Origin of the sequence: Streptomyces sp. NPDC058812 (genome assembly GCF_042744565.1) — a bacterium.
Lineage (GTDB): Bacteria > Actinomycetota > Actinomycetes > Streptomycetales > Streptomycetaceae > Streptomyces > Streptomyces thinghirensis.
In genome coordinates, this window is sequence record NZ_JBHYOB010000002.1 from 229,564 (window position 1) to 246,297 (window position 16,734).

A 16,734-nucleotide genomic window follows, 5' to 3' on the forward strand; every position below is an offset into this window, starting at 1 on the left:
TGTCCCTCCCCCGGGGGGCGCCGGCGCCGCTGTCGTACGCCCTCAACTGGGCCTGGTTTCCGTGGCAGGGTGGAGCGGGCAAGCCACAGGGGGCCAACAGAAGAGGGGGACCTGTGACCGTCGTCTGGATCAACGGCGCGTTCGGTGCGGGGAAGACCACCACCGCCCGGGAACTGATCGAACTGATCCCGAACAGCACACTCTTCGACCCCGAGGTCATCGGCGGCGCACTCGCACACCTGCTGCCGCCCAAACGCCTCGCCGAGGTCGGGGACTTCCAGGACCTGCCGATCTGGCGCCGTCTGGTGACCGACACGGCGGCCGCGATGCTCGCGGAGCTCGGTGGGACCCTCGTGGTCCCCATGACACTGCTGCGGCAGGAGTACCGCGACGAGATCTTCGGCGGCCTCGCCGCCCGCCGGATCGCGGTCCGGCACGTCCTGCTCGCTCCGGCCGAAACGATCCTGCGGGAGCGTATAGCCGGCCGCGAGATACCGGAGGACCTGCCCGACGGCGAGATACGCGTGCGGCAGTGGTCCTACGACCACATCGATCCGTACCGTGCCGCCCTCGCCTCCTGGCTGACCGCCGACGCCCACCCGATCGACACCGGCGCGCTCTCCCCGTACGAGGCCGCCGCCCGGATCGCCGAGGCCGTCGGCACCGGCGCCGTACCGGCCTGTGACATCGTGCAGACGCCCGAGCCCACCGCCGAGACCCTCGCCGCCGGCGTCCTGCTCTTCGACGAGCAGGACCGGGTGCTGCTCGTCGACCCCACCTACAAGCCCGGCTGGGAGTTCCCCGGCGGCGTGGTCGAACCCGGCGAGGCCCCCGCCCGCGCCGGGATGCGCGAGGTCGCCGAGGAGACCGGGATCCGCCTCGACGACGTACCCGCCCTGCTGGTCGTCGACTGGGAATCGCCCGTGCCCCCCGGCTACGGCGGACTGCGGCTCCTCTTCGACGGCGGCCGGCTCGGCTCCGCCGACGCCGCCCGCGTGCTGCTGCCCGGCCCCGAACTGCGCGACTGGCGCTTCGTCAGCGAGGACGAGGCCGCCGGCCTGCTGCCCCCGGTCCGCTACGAGCGGCTGCGCTGGGCCCTGCGGGCCCGGGAACGCGGCGCGGCACTGTACCTGGAGGCGGGCACCCCGGTCGGCTGACGTCAGCCGACCGCCCCGTAGGTCCGCGCCGAGGCCCGCAGCGCCTCCCCGGCCCCGCCGGTCACCGGATCGCCGTGACCGAAGCAGGCCACGTCCGTGTCGAGGTCGGCCAACCGCCCGAAGGAGCCGACGGACCGGTCCCGGTCGACGTTGAACACACCGAGCATGACGCTGCCGTCGACCGGCGACGCGGCGACGGCGTCCCCCGTGAACAGCACGCCGTGCCGCGGGAGATGCAGCCCGATACTGCCGTCCGTGTGACCCGGGGCGTGGACGACGCGCGCCCCGCCGCCGAAGTCCAGGACATCGCCGTCGGACACCTCGGTCACCCGCGCCGGCCGGTCGAATCCGCCCTGCGGAAGCCGTCGGACGGCGTCCGCGTGCAACGGGCGCTCCCAGTCCTCGAACACGGGCGGCGGGCCCGGCACCTCGCCCCGCACCACCGGCGCCTCCAAGGCGTGGGCCACCACCTCCGCCCCGGTGAGCGCGGCGACCTCCCGCGCCCCGCCCACGTGATCCTCGTGGAAGTGGGTCAGGACGACACGCCGTACGCGACCGAGAGCCGCGGCCGAGGCGGCGATGCGCTCGCCCGACCCGGCCGGCCCGGCGTCGATCAGCGTCAGGTCGTCGTCGCCGTCGCGCCAGAGGTAGGCCTGGCCGACCGGGAAGCGGAGCAGGTGCAGGCGGGGGAGGAGTTCGATGACGTCCATGGAACGACCGTAGGCAGGGCCCCGCCGGGTGGCGAGGCTCCTCTGCCGACGGCAGAACCGGAGCCCGCCGGGTTCAGCTCGCGGCGTAGTTGCGCAGGAACAGCGCCTCCGCCACCGACAGCCGCTCAAGCTCCTCGGGCGACACGCTCTCGTTCACGGCGTGGATCTGCGCCTCCGGCTCGCTCAGGCCGATCAGCAGGATCTCCGCCCGCGGGTACAGCGCGGCCAGGGTGTTGCACAGCGGGATGGAGCCGCCCTGACCGGCGTACTGCATCTCCTCGCCGGGATACGCCATCGCCATCGCGTCCGCCATGGCCTGGTACGCCGGACTGGTGGTGTCGGCACGGAACGCCTGGCCCTGACCGATCTGCTCGACGCCGATCCGGGCACCCCACGGAGTACGCGCCTCCAGGTGGGCCTGGAGCAGCTTGGTGGCCTCGGCGGCGTCCACGCCCGGCGGCACCCGCAGACTGATCAGCGCGCGGGCGCCCGCCTGCACCGACGGGGTCGCGCCGACGACCGGCGGGCAGTCGATGCCGAGCACCGTGACGGCCGGGCGTGCCCAGATCCGGTCGGCGACCGAGCCGGAACCGATCAGCTCCACGCCGTCCAGCACCCGGGCGTCCCGGCGGAACTGCTCCTCGTCGTACGCCAGGCCGTCCCACCGGCTGTCCGCCGCCAGTCCGTCGACGGCCGTGGAACCGTCCTCGGCGCGCAGCGAGTCCAGTACGCGGATCAGGGCGGCCAGCGCGTCGGGGGCCGCGCCGCCGAACTGGCCCGAGTGCAGATTGCCCTCGAGCGTGTCGACCCGGACGCGGACGAGGGTCATGCCGCGCAGCGTCGAGGTGACCGTCGGCAGCCCGACCCGGAAGTTGCCCGCGTCGCCGATGACGATGGTGTCGGCGGCGAGCAGGTCGGGGTGCTGCTCGGCGTACCGCTCCAGGCCGCCCGTGCCCTGCTCCTCCGAACCCTCGGCGATCACCTTGACGTGCACCGGGACGCCGCCGTTCGCCTTCAGCGCGCGCAGCGCGAGCAGGTGCATGAGCATGCCGCCCTTGCAGTCGGCCGCGCCGCGCCCGTACCAGCGGCCGTCGCGCTCGGTCAGCTCGAACGGCGGGGTGACCCAGCCGGCCTCGTCCAACGGCGGCTGCACGTCGTAGTGGGCGTAGAGCAGCACCGTCTTGGCACCCTCGGGCCCGGGCAGGTACCCGTACACCGACTGGGTGCCGTCCGGTGTGTCGAGCAGGTCCACGTCCTGGAAGCCCTCGGCGCGCAGCGCGGCCGCTATCCAGTTGGCCGCGCCCACGCTCTCACCGCGCGGGAACTGGTCGAAGTCCGCCACCGATTTGAAGGCCACCAGTGCGGTGAGCTCCTCCTTGGCCCTGGGCATCAGGGAGGAGACGGTCTCGGCGACCGGATTCGACGACATGGGCACGCTCCTTGTGGGTGCGACGTTGTACCGAGGAGTACGCGGAGTACGACGTGTACTGGGATTGGTAGGCCCGATCCTCCCACAGTGGCCTGCGGCGATGCCCGCCGTAGGATGCGGGGGTCAGGTGCGGCATGCGGTTTGTTGGGAGCAGTAGACCATCGTGAGCAGCGAGAACTCTTCGGCGGACGACGCGCGTCAGGTCTGGGACGTGGTCGTGGTGGGCGCGGGACCCGCGGGGGCCTCGGCCGCCTATGCGGCGGCGGTCGCGGGGCGGCGCGTGCTGTTGCTGGAGAAGGCGGACCTGCCCCGCTACAAAACGTGCGGCGGTGGCATCATCGGTCCCTCGCGCGACACCCTCCCGCCCGGTTTCGAACTGCCCTTCCGGGACCGTGTGCACGCGGTGACGTTCTCGAACAACGGGCGGTTCACCCGGACCAGGCGCTCCCGGCAGATGCTGTTCGGGCTGATCAACCGGCCCGAGTTCGACCAGCAACTCGTCGAGCACGCCCAGAAGGCGGGCGCCGAACTGCGCACCGGGGCGACGGTGACGCGGGTGGAGCAGCACGGGTCCGCGGTGCCGGACCGGCGCACGGTCGCCGTCGTCCTTCAGGGTGGAGAGACGGTACTCGCGCGGGCCGTCGTCGGCGCGGACGGCAGCGCCAGCCGGATAGGGGCGCACGTCGGGGTCAAGCTCGACCAGGTCGACCTCGGCCTGGAGGCGGAGATCCCGGTGCCGGAGACGGTCGCCGAGGACTGGAAGGGGCGGGCCCTCATCGACTGGGGGCCGATGCCCGGCAGCTACGGCTGGGTCTTCCCCAAGGGCGACACGCTGACCGTGGGTGTGATCTCGGCGCGCGGCGAGGGCGCGGCGACCAAGCGGTACCTGGAGGACTTCGTCGGCCGGCTCGGCCTCGCCGGCTTCGAACCGAGCGTCTTCTCCGGCCACCTGACGCGCTGCCGTGCCGACGACTCGCCGCTGTCGCGCGGCCGGGTGCTGGTCTGCGGGGACGCGGCGGGGCTCCTGGAGCCGTGGACGCGCGAGGGGATCTCCTTCGCGCTGCGCTCGGGGAGGCTCGCGGGGGAGTGGGCGGTGCGGATCTCCGAGGCGCACGACGCCGTGGACGCGCGCAAGCAGGCCCTGAACTACGCCTTCGCCATCAAGGCCGGGCTGGGTGTGGAGATGAGCGTCGGCAAGCGGATGCTGGCGGTGTTCGAACGCCGGCCGGGGCTCTTCCACGCGGCCCTGACCGGATTCCGTCCGGCCTGGAAGGCGTTCAAGGACATCACGCAGGGATCGACCTCGCTGGGTGAGCTGGTTCGCGGCCATCCGCTGGCGCAGCGGGCACTTGCGGCGATCGACCGCCGGCCCGCGGGCGCGGAGGGCTCGGCGGGAGCGCCGGGCACCGCGAACCCCGCTGGTGACGAGATCACCTCTTGATCTCGGTCACGATCCGGAACACCGGGTGGTCCGGTGCGATGCGGCGCAGCTCCGTCTCGGAGGAGTCCACGAGTACGCGCTGATCTACGGTTCGCCGGTGCCCGGCTACACCGCGCCCGACGACACCGTCCCGGCCGCCGCCCGGGTGGCCTACGTGTTCACCGGCATCGTGCGCGACGCGCACCAGGCCCGGGCCTCGGCAAGCCGCCGTTGCCCGCCGAACTGCGACCCGAGGCCCACCGGATGGCGGCGGATTTCGCCCTCGACCTGCCACTGGAGACGGTGGCGGCGTTCGTGACCGCCTGGGCCGAGCTGTTCGGGCTGGTCGGGTTCGAGCTGTTCGGGCAGTTCGACCGGGTCGTGGAGGACGGGGAGACGTTCTTCCGCCACGCGGCGGAGCGGCTCGCCCACGGGGTGGGCCTGGTCTTCCCTCAGCGGGGCGGGACGGGGTCCCGGGGGCCGTCGGGATCGTGCTGGTGGCCGGGCTGCTCGGCTTGACCCCGACCGGTTCCATCGAGCCCAGCAGCCCGGTGCTGATGTCCTGCGTGGCGTACGGCCTGTCCATGGACCACGAGGTCTTCCTGCCGGCGCGCGTCACGGAGGAGCACCAGCGCACCGGGGACACCGTACGGGCGGTCGGCGAGGGCATCAGGCGCAGCGCCCCGCTGATCACCGCCGCGGCCGGCATCCTCGCGCCTCCTTCCTGTCGTACGCCACCAGCGGCGTCGTGTTCCTGGGGGAACTGGGGATCGGCACCGCGCTGACCGTCGTCGTCGACGCCACCCTCGTCCGGGTGGTGCTGCTGCCGGTGACGATGCGGCTCGCGGGGCGCGCGAACTGGTGGGCGCCGCGACCGCTGCGCCGCTTCCGGGTGAAGGAGGCGCCGGCGCGGTCCCCGGCGGACAGGGTGGACGGTGCCGACAGGGCGGACGGCCGGGGCGGGGAGGACGTACTTCGCCGGGAGTACGTGTGATCACCACGCGCGGGTGACGCCGCCCGCGGCACGCGGCGTCTAGCGTGGCGGTCATGGACGGACAGCGCGAGCACGGGAGCGGGCCGCCGCAGTGGTGGCGGCACGGGCCCCCGTGGTGGAACCACCGGGGCGAGGAGGAGCACTCCGCCCGGTGGCCCTGGCGCTCCACGGCGCTGACCACGGCGTTCGTGCTGGTCGGCTCCAACTTCGCCGCCCATGCCCAGGAGAGTGAGCGGGTCCCGCTGGACCCCTTCGCGCGCGTGCTGCTGTTCCTGACGGGAGCAGCGCTGCTGTGGCGGCGGCGGTGCCCGGTGCCCGTGGTGTTCGGCACGGCGGTCACCACCCTCGTCTACCTCTTCGTCGGATACCCGTACGGGCCGGTGTTCGTGGCAGTCGCGGTGGCCTGCTTCAGCGCCGTCGTCGCCGGGCACCGCAGAGCCGCGTGGGCGGCGATGGGGACGATGTGGGCCGGGCTGGCCCTGCTGACGCACTGGCTCTACCAGTGGCTGCCGCCGTCCGGGGACTCGGCCGCGTCCTGGGGCCAGGAGATCGTGATCGCCACCTGGGTGGTGGCCATCGTGGCCCTGTCGGAGCTGACCCGGACCCGACGCGAGCAGTGGGCGCGGGAGCGGGCCGAACGGGCCCAGGCGGCCAAGCGGCGCGCGGACGAGGAGCGGCTGCGGATCGCCCGCGAACTGCACGACGTCCTCGCCCACAGCATCTCCGTCATCAATGTGCAGGCCGGCGTCGGTCTCGCCCTCCTCGACACGGATCCGGAGCAGGCCCGCTCCGCGCTCACCACCATCAAGGCCAAGAGCAAGGAGGCGCTCGGCGAGGTGCGCCAGGTTCTCGACACGCTCCGCACCCCCGGGGACGCGCCCCGCGCGCCGGCCCCCGGGCTGGACCGGCTTCCCGAACTGGTCGAACAGGCGGCGAGCGCGGGTCTCACCGTCGAGGTGGCAGGGGAGCCGCCGCGGCTGTCGCCCGGTGCCGACCTGGCCGCGTTCCGTATCGTCCAGGAGGCCCTCACCAACGTCGTACGGCACTCGGGTTCGCGGCACGCGCGCGTGCACCTCGGCCGGGACGGCGGCACGCTGCGGCTGCGCGTCGACGACGACGGTCCCGCGACCGGCGCCGAGGCGGGCGGCAGCGGCAACGGGCTGGCCGGGATGCGGGAGCGGGCGGCGGCGCTGGGTGGCACCATCGAGGCGGGCCCGCGCCCCGACGGCGGCTTCCGGGTGCTCGCGGCCCTGCCGATCGACGTGAAGCACGCCGGAGAAGTCACGGACGTCCAGGACGCCAGAGCCGTGCAGGACGCCAGAGCCGTCAAGGACGCCAAGGAGGAGGACCGGTGATCCGCGTACTGCTTGCCGACGACCAGTCACTGGTACGGGCCGGCTTCCGGGCGCTGCTGGACGCGCAGCCGGACATCGAGGTGGCCGCAGAGGCCGCCGACGGCGAGGAGGCGGTGCGCGCGATCCGCGAACTGCGCCCCGACGTCGTCCTGATGGACATCCGCATGCCCCTCCTCGACGGCCTGGCCGCGACCCGCCGGATCACCGGGGACGCCGGCCTGCGGGACGTGAAGGTCGTCATGCTGACCACCTTCGAACTCGACGAGTACGTCTTCGAGGCGATCCGTTCCGGTGCCTCCGGCTTTCTGGTCAAGGACACCGAACCCGAGGAACTCCTGCGCGCCGTACGGGCGGTGGTCGACGGTGACGCGCTGCTCTCGCCGGGGGTGACGCGCCGCCTGATCGCCGAGTTCGCGGCCCGCTCCAAGGAGCCCGCGGCGGCCGGCGAACTGGCCCGGCTGACCGAGCGGGAACGGGAGGTGATGGCCCTGGTCGGCATCGGCCTGTCCAACGAGGAGATCGCCCGGCGTCTGGTCGTCAGCCCGCTCACCGCCAAGACCCACGTCAGCCGCACGATGGTGAAGCTGGGCGCCCGCGACCGGGCCCAACTGGTCGTGCTGGCCTACGAGTCGGGGTTGGTACGGCCGGGCTGGCTGGGCTGAACGCCGCGCGCGAACCGGACCAGCACGCTCACCACACGGACGAAGAACACCACCACGGCCAGCACCGCGCCCGAGCCGACGAGCACGTCCCGCACGCCGGGCGGCAGGCCGAAGAGGTACGCCGGCCCCGCCACGGCCCCGAACAGGACGGCCGCCGCGAACGCCGCGCTGCACAGCGCGTACCCGATCTCGACCGTGATCGCGTCCCGCTCACCCTGTGTACGCCGTCCCCCGTAGGTGTTCATGCCGGTAAGCCTCCCAGACATGCGCCGAATCGGCAGTGCGACGTCGACCACAGCGGCGCGACGTCGACCACAACCGCCACATCCGCACCCGGTGCGCGCGGTCCGGCTCAGTTCCAGGTGACGCCCGACTTCTCACGCCACAACGCGGCGAGGGAGGCGTCGCCGGTCACTTGCGGGAACGGGAGGCGGTTCCACAGCGCCGGGTACAGCCGCGCGGCGGGTCCGGTCAGCTCGCAGTCGGTGTCCCCGGCGTCGCCGCGCCCGGTCTCCGGTGGCCGTGCCGACAGCCGCACGGTCCACACGGCGCCGGGCACGTCCGTCGCCCGCACCCGCAGTGTGCGGGGCTCCTCGGTGCGAACCGCGCTCTTCGGACGGGCGTGGAAGGCGCACAGCAACTCGTCGATGCCGTCCACCGCGAAGTCCACGCCGATGCCGGTGGGGGCGCCGCCCCTGGCCGACTCGGCGTCGATCCGGTGCACGGTCGTCTCGTGCGCCTGCCGTCGGGCCCAGAAGGCCAGGGGCGACGGCGCGGGCAGGAAGTGCCAGCAGCGCACGTCGGGCGAGGCGCCGGCGAGAGTGTCGACGAGCTGCCCGTGGCCCGCGCGGAACCAGGTCAGGAGCGCGGAGCCGTCGAGGTCGGGCAGGCCGCCGTCGGGGCGGGGGCCGGTGTGCCCCTCGGCGACGATCGCCGCAGCCCAGCGGTGCACCATCCCCGTGTGCCGCAGCAGGTCCCGCACCTGCCAGCCGGGGCAGGTCGGCACCTTGGCGTCGACGCCCGCCGCCTCGGCGGCCAAGGCGAGCAACACACCCTCGCGGTACAGGATTTCGACGAACGTGGCAGTCTCCATGGCAGGGAGTGTGCCGGATGGAGCGGGCTCGAGGACAAGGTTCGGATCGTGTCCGTGTGAACGTGGGCGGGCGACCGGAAACAACTCCGGCGCGGTGTGCGGCCTCCGGTCAGGGGTGGCGGCCCGCCAGGACGCAGAACTCGTTCCCCTCCGGGTCGGCGAGCGTGACCCAGCTCTCGTCGCCCGTCCGGCCGACGTCGGCGTGTCGGGCGCCCAGGCCGAGCAGGCGACGGACCTCTTCGTCCTGTTCCCGGTCGGTGGGGTTGACGTCGATGTGGAGCCTGTTCTTGACGGTCTTGCCCTCGGGAACGCGCGCGAATGTCAGCGTCGGTGGCACGGGGCCGAGACGGTCCTTGCCTTCGGGCACCATGGGGGAGCCAATGGAGACGACTCCGTCGTCCTCGTCCTCCTCCTGGACCTCGTAGTCGAGGACCGAGCACCAGAACCGGGCGAGACCACCGGGATCGGCACAGTCGATCGCAAGCTCGGTGAACTTACTGGTCATGTGGGATCCTCCCAGTCGGGTAGCGGGGTCCGCCACAGGCCACAGGCCACACGCCACCGCAGAGTACCGACTCCGGCTACCGCGGAGTACCGGCTGCGGCTTCCGTGGCACCCGCCGCGCGCCGGGTCGCGATCGCGACGAGTACCGCCACCGCCGCCAGCGCCGCCACGCTGGTGAGCGCGGCGGGCAGGGAGAACCAGTCGGCCATGAAGCCGATGGCGGGCGGCCCGAGCAGCATGCCGCCGTAACCCAGGGTGGACGCGGTCGCGACGCCACTGGGGCCGCCCAGGGCGCCGGCCCGTTCGACCGCGACCGGGAAGATGTTGGCGAGCCCGAGCCCGGTGATCGCGAAGCCGAACAGCGCCGCCCACACGGAGGGGGCGAGTGAGCCGAGCAGCATGCCGGCCACGGCGGTCGAGCCGCCGGCCACCACCGTGGTCGTCCGGCCGAGGCGCTCCAGCAGCGTCGTGCCGGTCAGCCGGCCGACGGTCATGGCGAGCGCGAAACAGGAGTAGCCCGCCGCCGCCATGCCCGGCGACGCGTCGAGGTCCTGCTCCAGGTGCAGGGCACCCCAGTCGGCCATGGCGCCCTCGCCGTACGCCGTGCACAGGGCGATCAGGCCGAAGGTGATGACGAGGCGGCGCGTGCGGCGGTCGAGCCGGCGCGGGGCGCGGTCGGCCCGGTCGGTACGGTCGGGCGGCGCGGCGGGTTCGCAGCGCAGCAGGGCGCGGCCCGCGACCAGGGTGACGAGCAGTCCGATCACGGTGAGACCGAGCAGGTGCCGCACCGGCGACAGGGACCCGGCGACGAGCCCGCCGAGCCCGGCGCCGATCATGCCGCCCAGGCTGAACGCCGCGTGGAAACTGGGCATGATCGGGCGCCGCAGTACGGCCACCAGGTCGACGGCGGCGCTGTTGAAGGCGACGTTGATCCCGCCGTACGCGCTGCCGAACAGCAGCAGTACGGCGCCGAGAGCGAGCGCGGAGTGGGTGAGCGGGGGCAGGGCGACGCTGAGGCAGAGCAGGACCGCGCAGGCGACGGTGACGGGGTGGCTGCCGTAGCGGCGGACCAGCCGTCCGGTGAGCGTCATGGTGACGACGGCACCCGCCGAGACACCGAGCAGCGCCATCCCCAGGGCGCTGGCGGAGGCGCCGGTCTGCTCCTTGATGGCGGGGATCCGCACGACCCACCCGGCGAATATGAAGCCGTCGAGCGCGAAGAAGGCGGTCAGGGCGATGCGGAGGCGGGTGAGGTTGTCGCTGGGGCCCGGCACGGCGTTGTGCGATCGGGTTTTGTTTATTTGCGGCACAAAGTCAGGCTAGGGGTGCGGCGGGGTCGGGGCAAGGGCGTCCCGGCCGGGCGCCGGGCGCGCGGGGCGGCGCCCCCGACGTCGCATACGCTCGACACCACCATGAAGAACAACCTCACCCCCCTGGAGCCGAAGGCCGACAAGGCCACGGTCAGACGGCACAACCTCAGCCTGGTCCTGAGAGCCGTGCACGACGCGGGGGAGGCGACCCGGGCCGGTATCGCCACGCATGTCGGACTGACCCGGGCGGCGGTGTCGTCCCTGGTCGAGCAGTTGCTGGAGTACGGCTTCGTCTCCGAGTGGGGCAAGACCAGCAGCGGTCAGGCGGGGCGGCCCGGCACCGTCCTGAAGGTGTCCCGGTCGGGCCCGGCGGGCCTGGGCGTCGAGATCAACATCGACTACGTCACCGTGTGCGTCGTCGACCTCGCCGGCACCGACCGGGTCCGGCTCGTGGAGCACTTCGACAACCGCGGGGTCCAGCCCTCCGAGGTGCTGGCCCGTGCGGCCCGGCTGGCGGCCCGCGCCATCGGTTCGGCGGCCGAACAGGGCCTCGCACCGGCCGGCGTCCACGTCGCGCTGCCGGGCCTGGTGGCCGGCGGCACCGTGCGCCAGGCCCCCAACCTGGGGTGGCAACGGGTGGCGGTGGAGGGGCTGTTCGCCCAGGCGCTCCTCGCCCTGCGCCCCGCCCACCGCCCCCTGCCGGTCAGCTCCGACAACGAGGCCAACACCGCCGCACTCGCCGAGCTGTGGTTCGGCGCGGGCACCGAGGGCGTACGCAGCTTCCTGTACCTGACCGGTGAGATCGGCATCGGCGGCGCCCTGGTGCTGGAGGGCGAACTACTGCGCGGCGCGCACGGGTTCGCCGGTGAGATCGGGCACATGGTCGTCGATCCGGACGGACCGCTGTGCCGGTGCGGGGCGCGCGGCTGCCTGGAGCAGTACGCCGGTCAGGCCGCGCTGCTGGGGGCCGCGGGCATCGACGCGGACGCGGGCGTGCAGGGCGTCGCCGAGCTCGAACGCCGCGCCCGGCGGGGCGACCCGGCCGCCCTGTCGGCGATCGGGCGCGCCGGGCGGCAGTTGGGCGTCGTGGTGTCGGGCGCGGTGAACCTCTTCGACCCCGACGCGGTGATGCTCGGCGGTGTCTACCGCGAGCTGATGGACTGGCTGGCCCCCGCCGTCGCCCGCGAGCTCGCGCTCCGCGTCGTCTCGGGGCTGTGGGGCGAGGACGGGAAGCGGCTGCGCGCGTCGTCCTCCCTCGGTGACGCGGCCCGGGGCGCGGCCGGCGTGATCGTCCGCGAGGTGCTGGCCGACCCGGCGGCGTGCGCCGAGCGCGAGCAGAGCTGACGTGGGGGGTCGCTCGGCCGAGCCCCCCACGCTCCACGTCAGGTGCGGTTCGCGGCGATCATCTCCCGGTACCAGCGATAGCTGTCCTTCGGTGTGCGCTCCTGCGTGTCGTAGTCGACCCGGACGATGCCGAACCGCTTGTCGTAGCCGTACGCCCACTCGAAGTTGTCCAGCAGCGACCACACGTAGTAGCCGCGTACGTCCACGCCCGCGTCCATCGCCGCCCGCAGCGCGCCGAGGTGGTCGCGCAGGTAGGCGACGCGGTCGGCGTCGTGCACCGTGCCGTCGGCGGCGGGCGCGTCGTCCTCCGCCGAGCCGTTCTCCGTGATGTGGATCGGCGGAAGCGCGTCACCGTACTGCTTCTTCAGCTGGACGAGCAGGTCGGTGAAGGAGTCAGGGACGACCGGCCAGTTCATCGCGGTGTGCCGGACGCCGGGGAGCCGTACCTCCTCGTAGCGGTTGTCGGTCGCCACGCGCCGCGCCGGGTCGCTCTCGCGGTGCGGGGCGTCGGCGACCACGATCGGCCGGTAGTAGTTGACGCCCAGGAAGTCCAGTGGCTGGGAGATCAGTTCCAGGTCGCCGTCCCGCCGGAAGTCCTCCCCGGTGATCAGCTCGCCCCAGGTCTCCTCCTCGGTGGCCGGGTAGCGGCCCGCGAGGATCGGCTCGGTCCACACCAGGTTGTGCTGGGTGTCCGCGCGGACCACGGCCGCCAGGTCGGCGGGGGAGTCGGTGGCCGGCAGGTTGCGGTCCAGGTTGAGCGTGATGCCCGCCTCGCGCACCCCGGCCGCCCGCAGCGCCGACATCGCCAGACCGTGGCCGACCAGCAGGTGGTGGGCGGCGGCCAGGGCGCCCCGGCCCTCCTTGGCGCCGGGTGCGTGCCGGCCGATGGAGTAGCCGAGGAAGGAGCTGCACCACGGCTCGTTGAGGGTGATCCAGCGCGGCACCCGGTCGCCCAGGTGCTCCGCGACCACGGCCGTGTACTCGGCGAACCGCTCCGCCGTCTCCCGCACCCGCCAGCCGCCCCGGTCTTCCAGCGCCTGCGGCAGGTCCCAGTGGTAGAGGGTGGCGGCCGGCTCGATGCCCGCCGCGAGCAGTTCGTCGACCAGGCGGGAGTAGAAGTCCAGACCCTTCGGGTTCACCGTGCCCGAGCCCTCCGGCACGATGCGCGGCCAGGCGATCGAGAAGCGGTACGAGTCCACGCCCAGGTCGCGCAGCAGTGCCACGTCCTCGGGGTAGCGGTGGTAGTGGTCGCAGGCCACGTCACCGGTGTCGCCGTTCACCACCAGGCCGGGGGTGTGGCTGTACGTGTCCCAGATCGACGGACCGCGGCCGTCCTCCCGTGCCGCGCCCTCGATCTGGTACGAGGCGGTCGCGGCGCCCAGGACGAAGCCGGGCGGGAAGCTGGGGTAGTCGCTCATGCTGTGCAGCTCATCTCCATGTATACGCGGGTCACTTGACGGATCCGCCGGTGATCCCGGCGGCGATGTACTTCTGGGCGAGGACGAGCAGGATCGCCGCCGGCACCGCGGAGAGCACGGAGGCGGCCATCACCGAGCCCCAGTCGCCGACGTGCGCGCCGATGTACTGGTAGATACCCAGGGTGATGGGCTTGACGTCGTCGGTCGTGTTCAGGGTCAGCGCGAACATGAAGTCGCTCCACGAGAACAGGAACGCGAACAGCCCCGACGTGATCAGTGAGTTGCGGCTCATCGGCAGCACCACCCGCACGAACGTCCGCACCGGTCCGGCACCGTCGATCTGCGCGGCCTCGATCACCTCGCCCGGGATCGACACCATGAAGGACCGCATCAGCACGATGGAGAACGGGATGCCCAGCGACGCGTCCGCCAGCATCAGGCCGAAGTAGGAGTTGACCAGGCCCAGGTCGACGTACGAGTTGTAGAGCGCGTTGGCGATGACGATGCCCGGCACCATCTGGGTGATCAGTGTGCCGAACACGATGGTGCGCGAGCCGCGCAGCCCGAACCGCGCCAGCCCGTACGCCGCCGGCGCCGAGATCGCCAGGCAGATGGCGACCGCGCCGAGCGAGACGGCGAGTGAGGTCAGCAGGTGCCCGCCCTGGTCGCCGACGGCCTTGGAGAAGCCGGACAGGTCCAGGCTGCCCGGCACCGGGTCGACCTGGAGCAGCCCCGACTCGGGCTGGAGCGCGGTGTTGAGCATCCAGTACAGCGGGAACAGCATCACGGCGAGGACGAGCACACCGGCGACGGTGGAGCCCCAGCGGCGCCGGGACGCGGTGGGCGTGTGGGTTGCCATCGTCGGTCACTTCCCCTCGGTGCGGTTGGCCCGCAGGTAGAACACCGCGAACACGGCGGAGATCAGGATGAGTACGTTGCCGACGACGGCTCCCGCGCCGAAGTCCAGCTGCACGAAGGAGTTCTGGTACGTCAGCGTGCCGAGCGTCTGGGTGGCGTCGGCGGGCCCGCCGTCGGTGAGGGCGAGGATCAGGTCGAGGATCTTGACCGTCGACATGAAGCCGAGGACGAGCACGACCGTGACGACGGGCTTGAGCAACGGCAGGGTGACGGAGCGGAAGGTCCGCCAGGCCGATGCCCCGTCCAGGGCGGCCGCCTCGTGCAGTTCCCTCGGGATCTCCTGGAGACCGCCGTACAGGATGACCATGTTGAACGGGACGCCGATCCAGATGTTGACCAGGACGACCGACACGAGGGCCATCTCCGGGCTGGTCAGCCAGGGTGTGCTGCCGGCGATGCCGAGGGTGTCCAGGAAGGAGTTCAGCACGCCCGTGTCCTGGTCGAGGATGCGCCGCCAGACGATGCCGGACACCACCATGGGCACCAGCCAGGGCAGCAGGATCAGCGAGCGCAGCACACCGTTCAGCGGGAAGCGGCGGCTGAAGAACACCGCGAGCGCCAGGCCGATGCAGAACTGCCCCAGCAGCGAGCCCGCGGTGAAGACGAGGGTGTGCCACAGCGCCTTGCCGAACAGGGCGTCCTGGAACACGTTGGACCAGTTGTCGGTGCCGTTGAAGGGCGCCTCACCGGTGAAGAACGTCTTCGGTGTGTAGTGCTGAAAGCTCATCACGACGTTGCGGACGAGCGGGTAGCCGAAGAACAGCAGCATGAAGACGACGGCGGGGGCGACGAACCCCCACTGCGCGAGCCGGCGCCGGCGCCTGAGCCGGGCCGGGTCCGGCGCGGCGGCCGTCTTGGACGCCTTGGCCGGCGTCTGTGCGGTGACGGTGGACGTGGTCATGGGCGCGTACCTCAGTTCCCGCTCGTGGCCCGCTGCTGGGCGCGCTTCAGGGCGGTCTCACTGGACTGGCCGGTCAGGGCGGACTGGAAGGCGCTCTGCAGGGCGAGCGACACGCTCGACCAGCCGGCGCCGAGCTTCGCGGTCCGGGACCGGGCTACGGCCACCTGGTCGGCGAGGGAGTCCAGCTCGGGCACCCGTTCGCGCCAGACGGCGGCGGCCTCGGCGTTGGCCGGGACCATCCAGCTGTTGAGCGCGTAGGTCAGCTGCTCCTTCTCGCTCGCCAGGCACGCGACGATCCTCCCGGCCGTCTTCTCCCGTGCCTCGTCCCCGGTGTTGGGCACGGTGAGCACCGCGCCGCCGAGCGGGCCCACGGAGTCGTCGCCGGCCTCGGGCACCGGGATCGGCGCGATGCCCCAGTGCAGCGACTTGTCGGTGTTGAGGGTCTCCACCTGCCACGGCCCGTTGATCATCATCGCCGCGTTGCCGGCCATGAACTGGTCGTTGACGTCCGCCTGCGTCCAGTTGACCGTCGACTTCGACAGCGAGCTGTCCTTGAGCAGGCCCTTCCAGTAGTCGAGGGCCTCGACTACCCGCGGGCTGTCGAGGTCGGTCTCGTCACCGCCGTTGGACCACATGAACGGCATGAACTGGAAGACGCCGTCCTCCGCGCCACCCGCGCTGAGCGCCAGCCCGTACCGCCTGCCCTGGGTGAGTTTTTCGGCGCTCTCGCGCAACTGGGCCCAGGTGGTGGGCACCTCGACGCCCGCCTTGCCGAGGACGTCCTTGTTGTAGAAGAGCGCGAGTGTGTTCACGGACCGGGCCGCGCCGTAGTACGTCCCCTGGTACGAGCCGAAGTCGACGATGCCCTCGGGGATGTCCTCGGTGCTCAGTCCGAGGGTCCGGAGGTCGACCAGGCCGCCGGCGTCGGCGAAGGTCGGCATCTCGGACGCGTCGAACTGCACGATGTCCGGCAGTGACTTGGACGATGCCATGCGCAGTGCCTTCGTCATCACCTGTGACGCCGGAACGCTCTGCTGCTCGATGGTGATGCCCAGTTGCTTGCCGCAGCGGGCCATCGCCTCCGCGTCCCAGCGGTGGTACGACTCGTCGGTCGAGGAGTTCATCACGGTGTACACGTCGGCGTCGCGCTGCTGTCCGCAGCCCGTGAGCGCCGCCCCGGCGACCAGGACGGAGACGGCGGCGAACGGGGCGACGGCTCGGCGTGATCGTCCTCGCCCGCGGCGCGTGGCAGCCGGCGGGTGTGCTGTCAAGGCGAGCGAGGTGAAGCGCTTCGACATGGTGCGGCCCTTGCTGTCGTACCGTCCGGCTTCCCTGCCGGACCGTTTTGTTTGATGTGATGACTAATACGTCAAGGGCGTGCTGTCGCGCTAGAGCAAAGTGGCCTCGGTCTCGCCAATTCGTGGGGTGAGTGGGCTGCTCTGGTGGGTAATCATGCCTGGTCAATCCGTAGATCCCGGTTCGAGGGTCTCCGTGCGCGGATTTGTTTTGTGTACGATCA

17 protein-coding genes and 1 pseudogene are annotated in these 16,734 nt (G+C 72.2%); 8 read left to right on the forward strand and 10 right to left on the reverse strand.

Annotation, left to right across the window (positions count from 1 at the left end; genetic code table 11):
* The first annotated feature begins 113 nt into the window (after nt 1–113).
* Nucleotides 114–1,157, forward strand: coding sequence for an NUDIX domain-containing protein (locus ACFW48_RS05105; RefSeq protein ID WP_386310577.1), 1,044 nt, complete (start codon nt 114–116; stop codon nt 1,155–1,157).
* Nucleotides 1,158–1,159: 2 nt separating this feature from the next.
* Here ACFW48_RS05105 and ACFW48_RS05110 read toward each other — a convergent pair whose 3' ends face one another.
* A complete protein-coding gene (locus ACFW48_RS05110) occupies nt 1,160–1,867 on the reverse strand; it encodes an MBL fold metallo-hydrolase (RefSeq protein WP_386310579.1) in 708 nt (235 codons plus the stop codon).
* Nucleotides 1,868–1,940: 73 nt separating this feature from the next.
* Nucleotides 1,941–3,296, reverse strand: a complete 1,356-nt coding sequence (locus ACFW48_RS05115) for a dipeptidase (protein WP_386310581.1) — start codon at nt 3,294–3,296, stop codon at nt 1,941–1,943.
* 163 nt (nt 3,297–3,459) lie between these two features.
* Between ACFW48_RS05115 and ACFW48_RS05120 the strand changes: the two genes are divergently transcribed.
* The 6 genes and pseudogenes from ACFW48_RS05120 (at nt 3,460) to ACFW48_RS05145 (ending at nt 7,727) form a co-directional block, all read left to right on the forward strand.
* Entirely contained in the window at nt 3,460–4,737 is a 1,278-nt protein-coding gene (locus ACFW48_RS05120; RefSeq protein ID WP_386310582.1) for a geranylgeranyl reductase family protein, read from the forward strand.
* A 61-nt stretch (nt 4,738–4,798) separates the two neighbouring features.
* A pseudogene (locus tag ACFW48_RS05125) lies at nt 4,799–5,235 on the forward strand (TetR-like C-terminal domain-containing protein); the annotation flags it as partial.
* Complete coding sequence (locus ACFW48_RS05130; protein ID WP_386310584.1) at nt 5,214–5,501, forward strand: MMPL family transporter; 288 nt, start codon at nt 5,214–5,216, stop codon at nt 5,499–5,501. The pseudogene ACFW48_RS05125 and the gene ACFW48_RS05130, both read left to right, overlap by 22 nt.
* Entirely contained in the window at nt 5,465–5,710 is a 246-nt protein-coding gene (locus tag ACFW48_RS05135; protein WP_386310586.1) for a hypothetical protein, read from the forward strand. Before ACFW48_RS05130 ends, ACFW48_RS05135 begins: the two co-directional genes overlap by 37 nt.
* 53 nt (nt 5,711–5,763) lie before the next feature.
* Complete coding sequence (locus tag ACFW48_RS05140) at nt 5,764–7,065, forward strand: histidine kinase (RefSeq protein WP_386310588.1); 1,302 nt, start codon at nt 5,764–5,766, stop codon at nt 7,063–7,065.
* A complete protein-coding gene (locus ACFW48_RS05145) occupies nt 7,062–7,727 on the forward strand; it encodes a response regulator (RefSeq protein WP_386310589.1) in 666 nt (221 codons plus the stop codon). The genes ACFW48_RS05140 and ACFW48_RS05145 overlap by 4 nt, the downstream gene beginning before the upstream one ends.
* Here ACFW48_RS05145 and ACFW48_RS05150 read toward each other — a convergent pair.
* The 4 genes from ACFW48_RS05150 to ACFW48_RS05165 form a co-directional block, all read right to left on the reverse strand.
* The gene (locus ACFW48_RS05150; RefSeq protein ID WP_386310590.1) at nt 7,688–7,972 is read right to left on the reverse strand and encodes a DUF6332 family protein; all 285 of its coding nucleotides are present in this window, start codon (nt 7,970–7,972) and stop codon (nt 7,688–7,690) included. The genes ACFW48_RS05145 and ACFW48_RS05150 overlap by 40 nt on opposite strands.
* Before the next feature lie 107 nt (nt 7,973–8,079).
* On the reverse strand, nt 8,080–8,820 hold the full coding sequence (locus ACFW48_RS05155; protein ID WP_386310592.1) for a maleylpyruvate isomerase family mycothiol-dependent enzyme: 741 nt from the start codon (nt 8,818–8,820) through the stop codon (nt 8,080–8,082).
* Between the two features lie 109 nt (nt 8,821–8,929).
* Nucleotides 8,930–9,325 (reverse strand): VOC family protein, encoded by a 396-nt coding sequence (locus ACFW48_RS05160; RefSeq protein ID WP_386310593.1) that lies wholly within the window; start codon nt 9,323–9,325, stop codon nt 8,930–8,932.
* Between the two features lie 76 nt (nt 9,326–9,401).
* On the reverse strand, nt 9,402–10,598 hold the full coding sequence (locus ACFW48_RS05165) for an MFS transporter (protein ID WP_386310595.1): 1,197 nt from the start codon (nt 10,596–10,598) through the stop codon (nt 9,402–9,404).
* A 138-nt stretch (nt 10,599–10,736) separates the two neighbouring features.
* Between ACFW48_RS05165 and ACFW48_RS05170 the strand changes: the two genes are divergently transcribed.
* Nucleotides 10,737–11,978 carry an ROK family protein gene (locus ACFW48_RS05170; protein WP_386310597.1) on the forward strand — a complete coding sequence of 414 codons (1,242 nt, stop codon included), beginning with the start codon at nt 10,737–10,739 and terminating at the stop codon, nt 11,976–11,978.
* Between the two features lie 38 nt (nt 11,979–12,016).
* On the opposite strand, the gene ACFW48_RS05175 is transcribed toward ACFW48_RS05170, so the two are convergent.
* Genes ACFW48_RS05175 through ACFW48_RS05190 form a run of 4 tightly spaced genes read right to left on the reverse strand, consistent with a single transcriptional unit; the run spans nt 12,017 to nt 16,513 of the window.
* A complete protein-coding gene (locus ACFW48_RS05175) occupies nt 12,017–13,396 on the reverse strand; it encodes a GH1 family beta-glucosidase (protein WP_386310599.1) in 1,380 nt (459 codons plus the stop codon).
* A 31-nt stretch (nt 13,397–13,427) separates the two neighbouring features.
* The gene (locus ACFW48_RS05180; protein WP_386310601.1) at nt 13,428–14,255 is read right to left on the reverse strand and encodes a carbohydrate ABC transporter permease; all 828 of its coding nucleotides are present in this window, start codon (nt 14,253–14,255) and stop codon (nt 13,428–13,430) included.
* Between the two features lie 6 nt (nt 14,256–14,261).
* Nucleotides 14,262–15,215: a carbohydrate ABC transporter permease gene (locus ACFW48_RS05185; protein WP_386310602.1), complete on the reverse strand. Its 954-nt coding sequence runs from the start codon at nt 15,213–15,215 to the stop codon at nt 14,262–14,264.
* Between the two features lie 11 nt (nt 15,216–15,226).
* Nucleotides 15,227–16,513: an ABC transporter substrate-binding protein gene (locus ACFW48_RS05190; protein WP_386310604.1), complete on the reverse strand. Its 1,287-nt coding sequence runs from the start codon at nt 16,511–16,513 to the stop codon at nt 15,227–15,229.
* Between the last annotated feature and the right edge of the window lie 221 nt (nt 16,514–16,734).

Excerpts from the sequence above, each read along its gene's own strand:
- ACFW48_RS05110 (WP_386310579.1), bottom strand. The coding sequence starts at position 1,867 with ATGGACGTCATCGAACTCCTCCCCCGCCTGCACCTGCTCCGCTTCCCG.
- ACFW48_RS05115 (WP_386310581.1), bottom strand. The coding sequence starts at position 3,296 with ATGTCGTCGAATCCGGTCGCCGAGACCGTCTCCTCCCTGATGCCCAGG.
- ACFW48_RS05140 (WP_386310588.1), top strand. The coding sequence starts at position 5,764 with ATGGACGGACAGCGCGAGCACGGGAGCGGGCCGCCGCAGTGGTGGCGG.
- ACFW48_RS05150 (WP_386310590.1), bottom strand. The coding sequence starts at position 7,972 with ATGAACACCTACGGGGGACGGCGTACACAGGGTGAGCGGGACGCGATC.
- ACFW48_RS05155 (WP_386310592.1), bottom strand. The coding sequence starts at position 8,820 with ATGGAGACTGCCACGTTCGTCGAAATCCTGTACCGCGAGGGTGTGTTG.
- ACFW48_RS05160 (WP_386310593.1), bottom strand. The coding sequence starts at position 9,325 with ATGACCAGTAAGTTCACCGAGCTTGCGATCGACTGTGCCGATCCCGGT.
- ACFW48_RS05170 (WP_386310597.1), top strand. The coding sequence starts at position 10,737 with ATGAAGAACAACCTCACCCCCCTGGAGCCGAAGGCCGACAAGGCCACG.
- ACFW48_RS05175 (WP_386310599.1), bottom strand. The coding sequence starts at position 13,396 with ATGAGCGACTACCCCAGCTTCCCGCCCGGCTTCGTCCTGGGCGCCGCG.
- ACFW48_RS05180 (WP_386310601.1), bottom strand. The coding sequence starts at position 14,255 with ATGGCAACCCACACGCCCACCGCGTCCCGGCGCCGCTGGGGCTCCACC.
- ACFW48_RS05185 (WP_386310602.1), bottom strand. The coding sequence starts at position 15,215 with ATGACCACGTCCACCGTCACCGCACAGACGCCGGCCAAGGCGTCCAAG.
- ACFW48_RS05190 (WP_386310604.1), bottom strand. The coding sequence starts at position 16,513 with ATGTCGAAGCGCTTCACCTCGCTCGCCTTGACAGCACACCCGCCGGCT.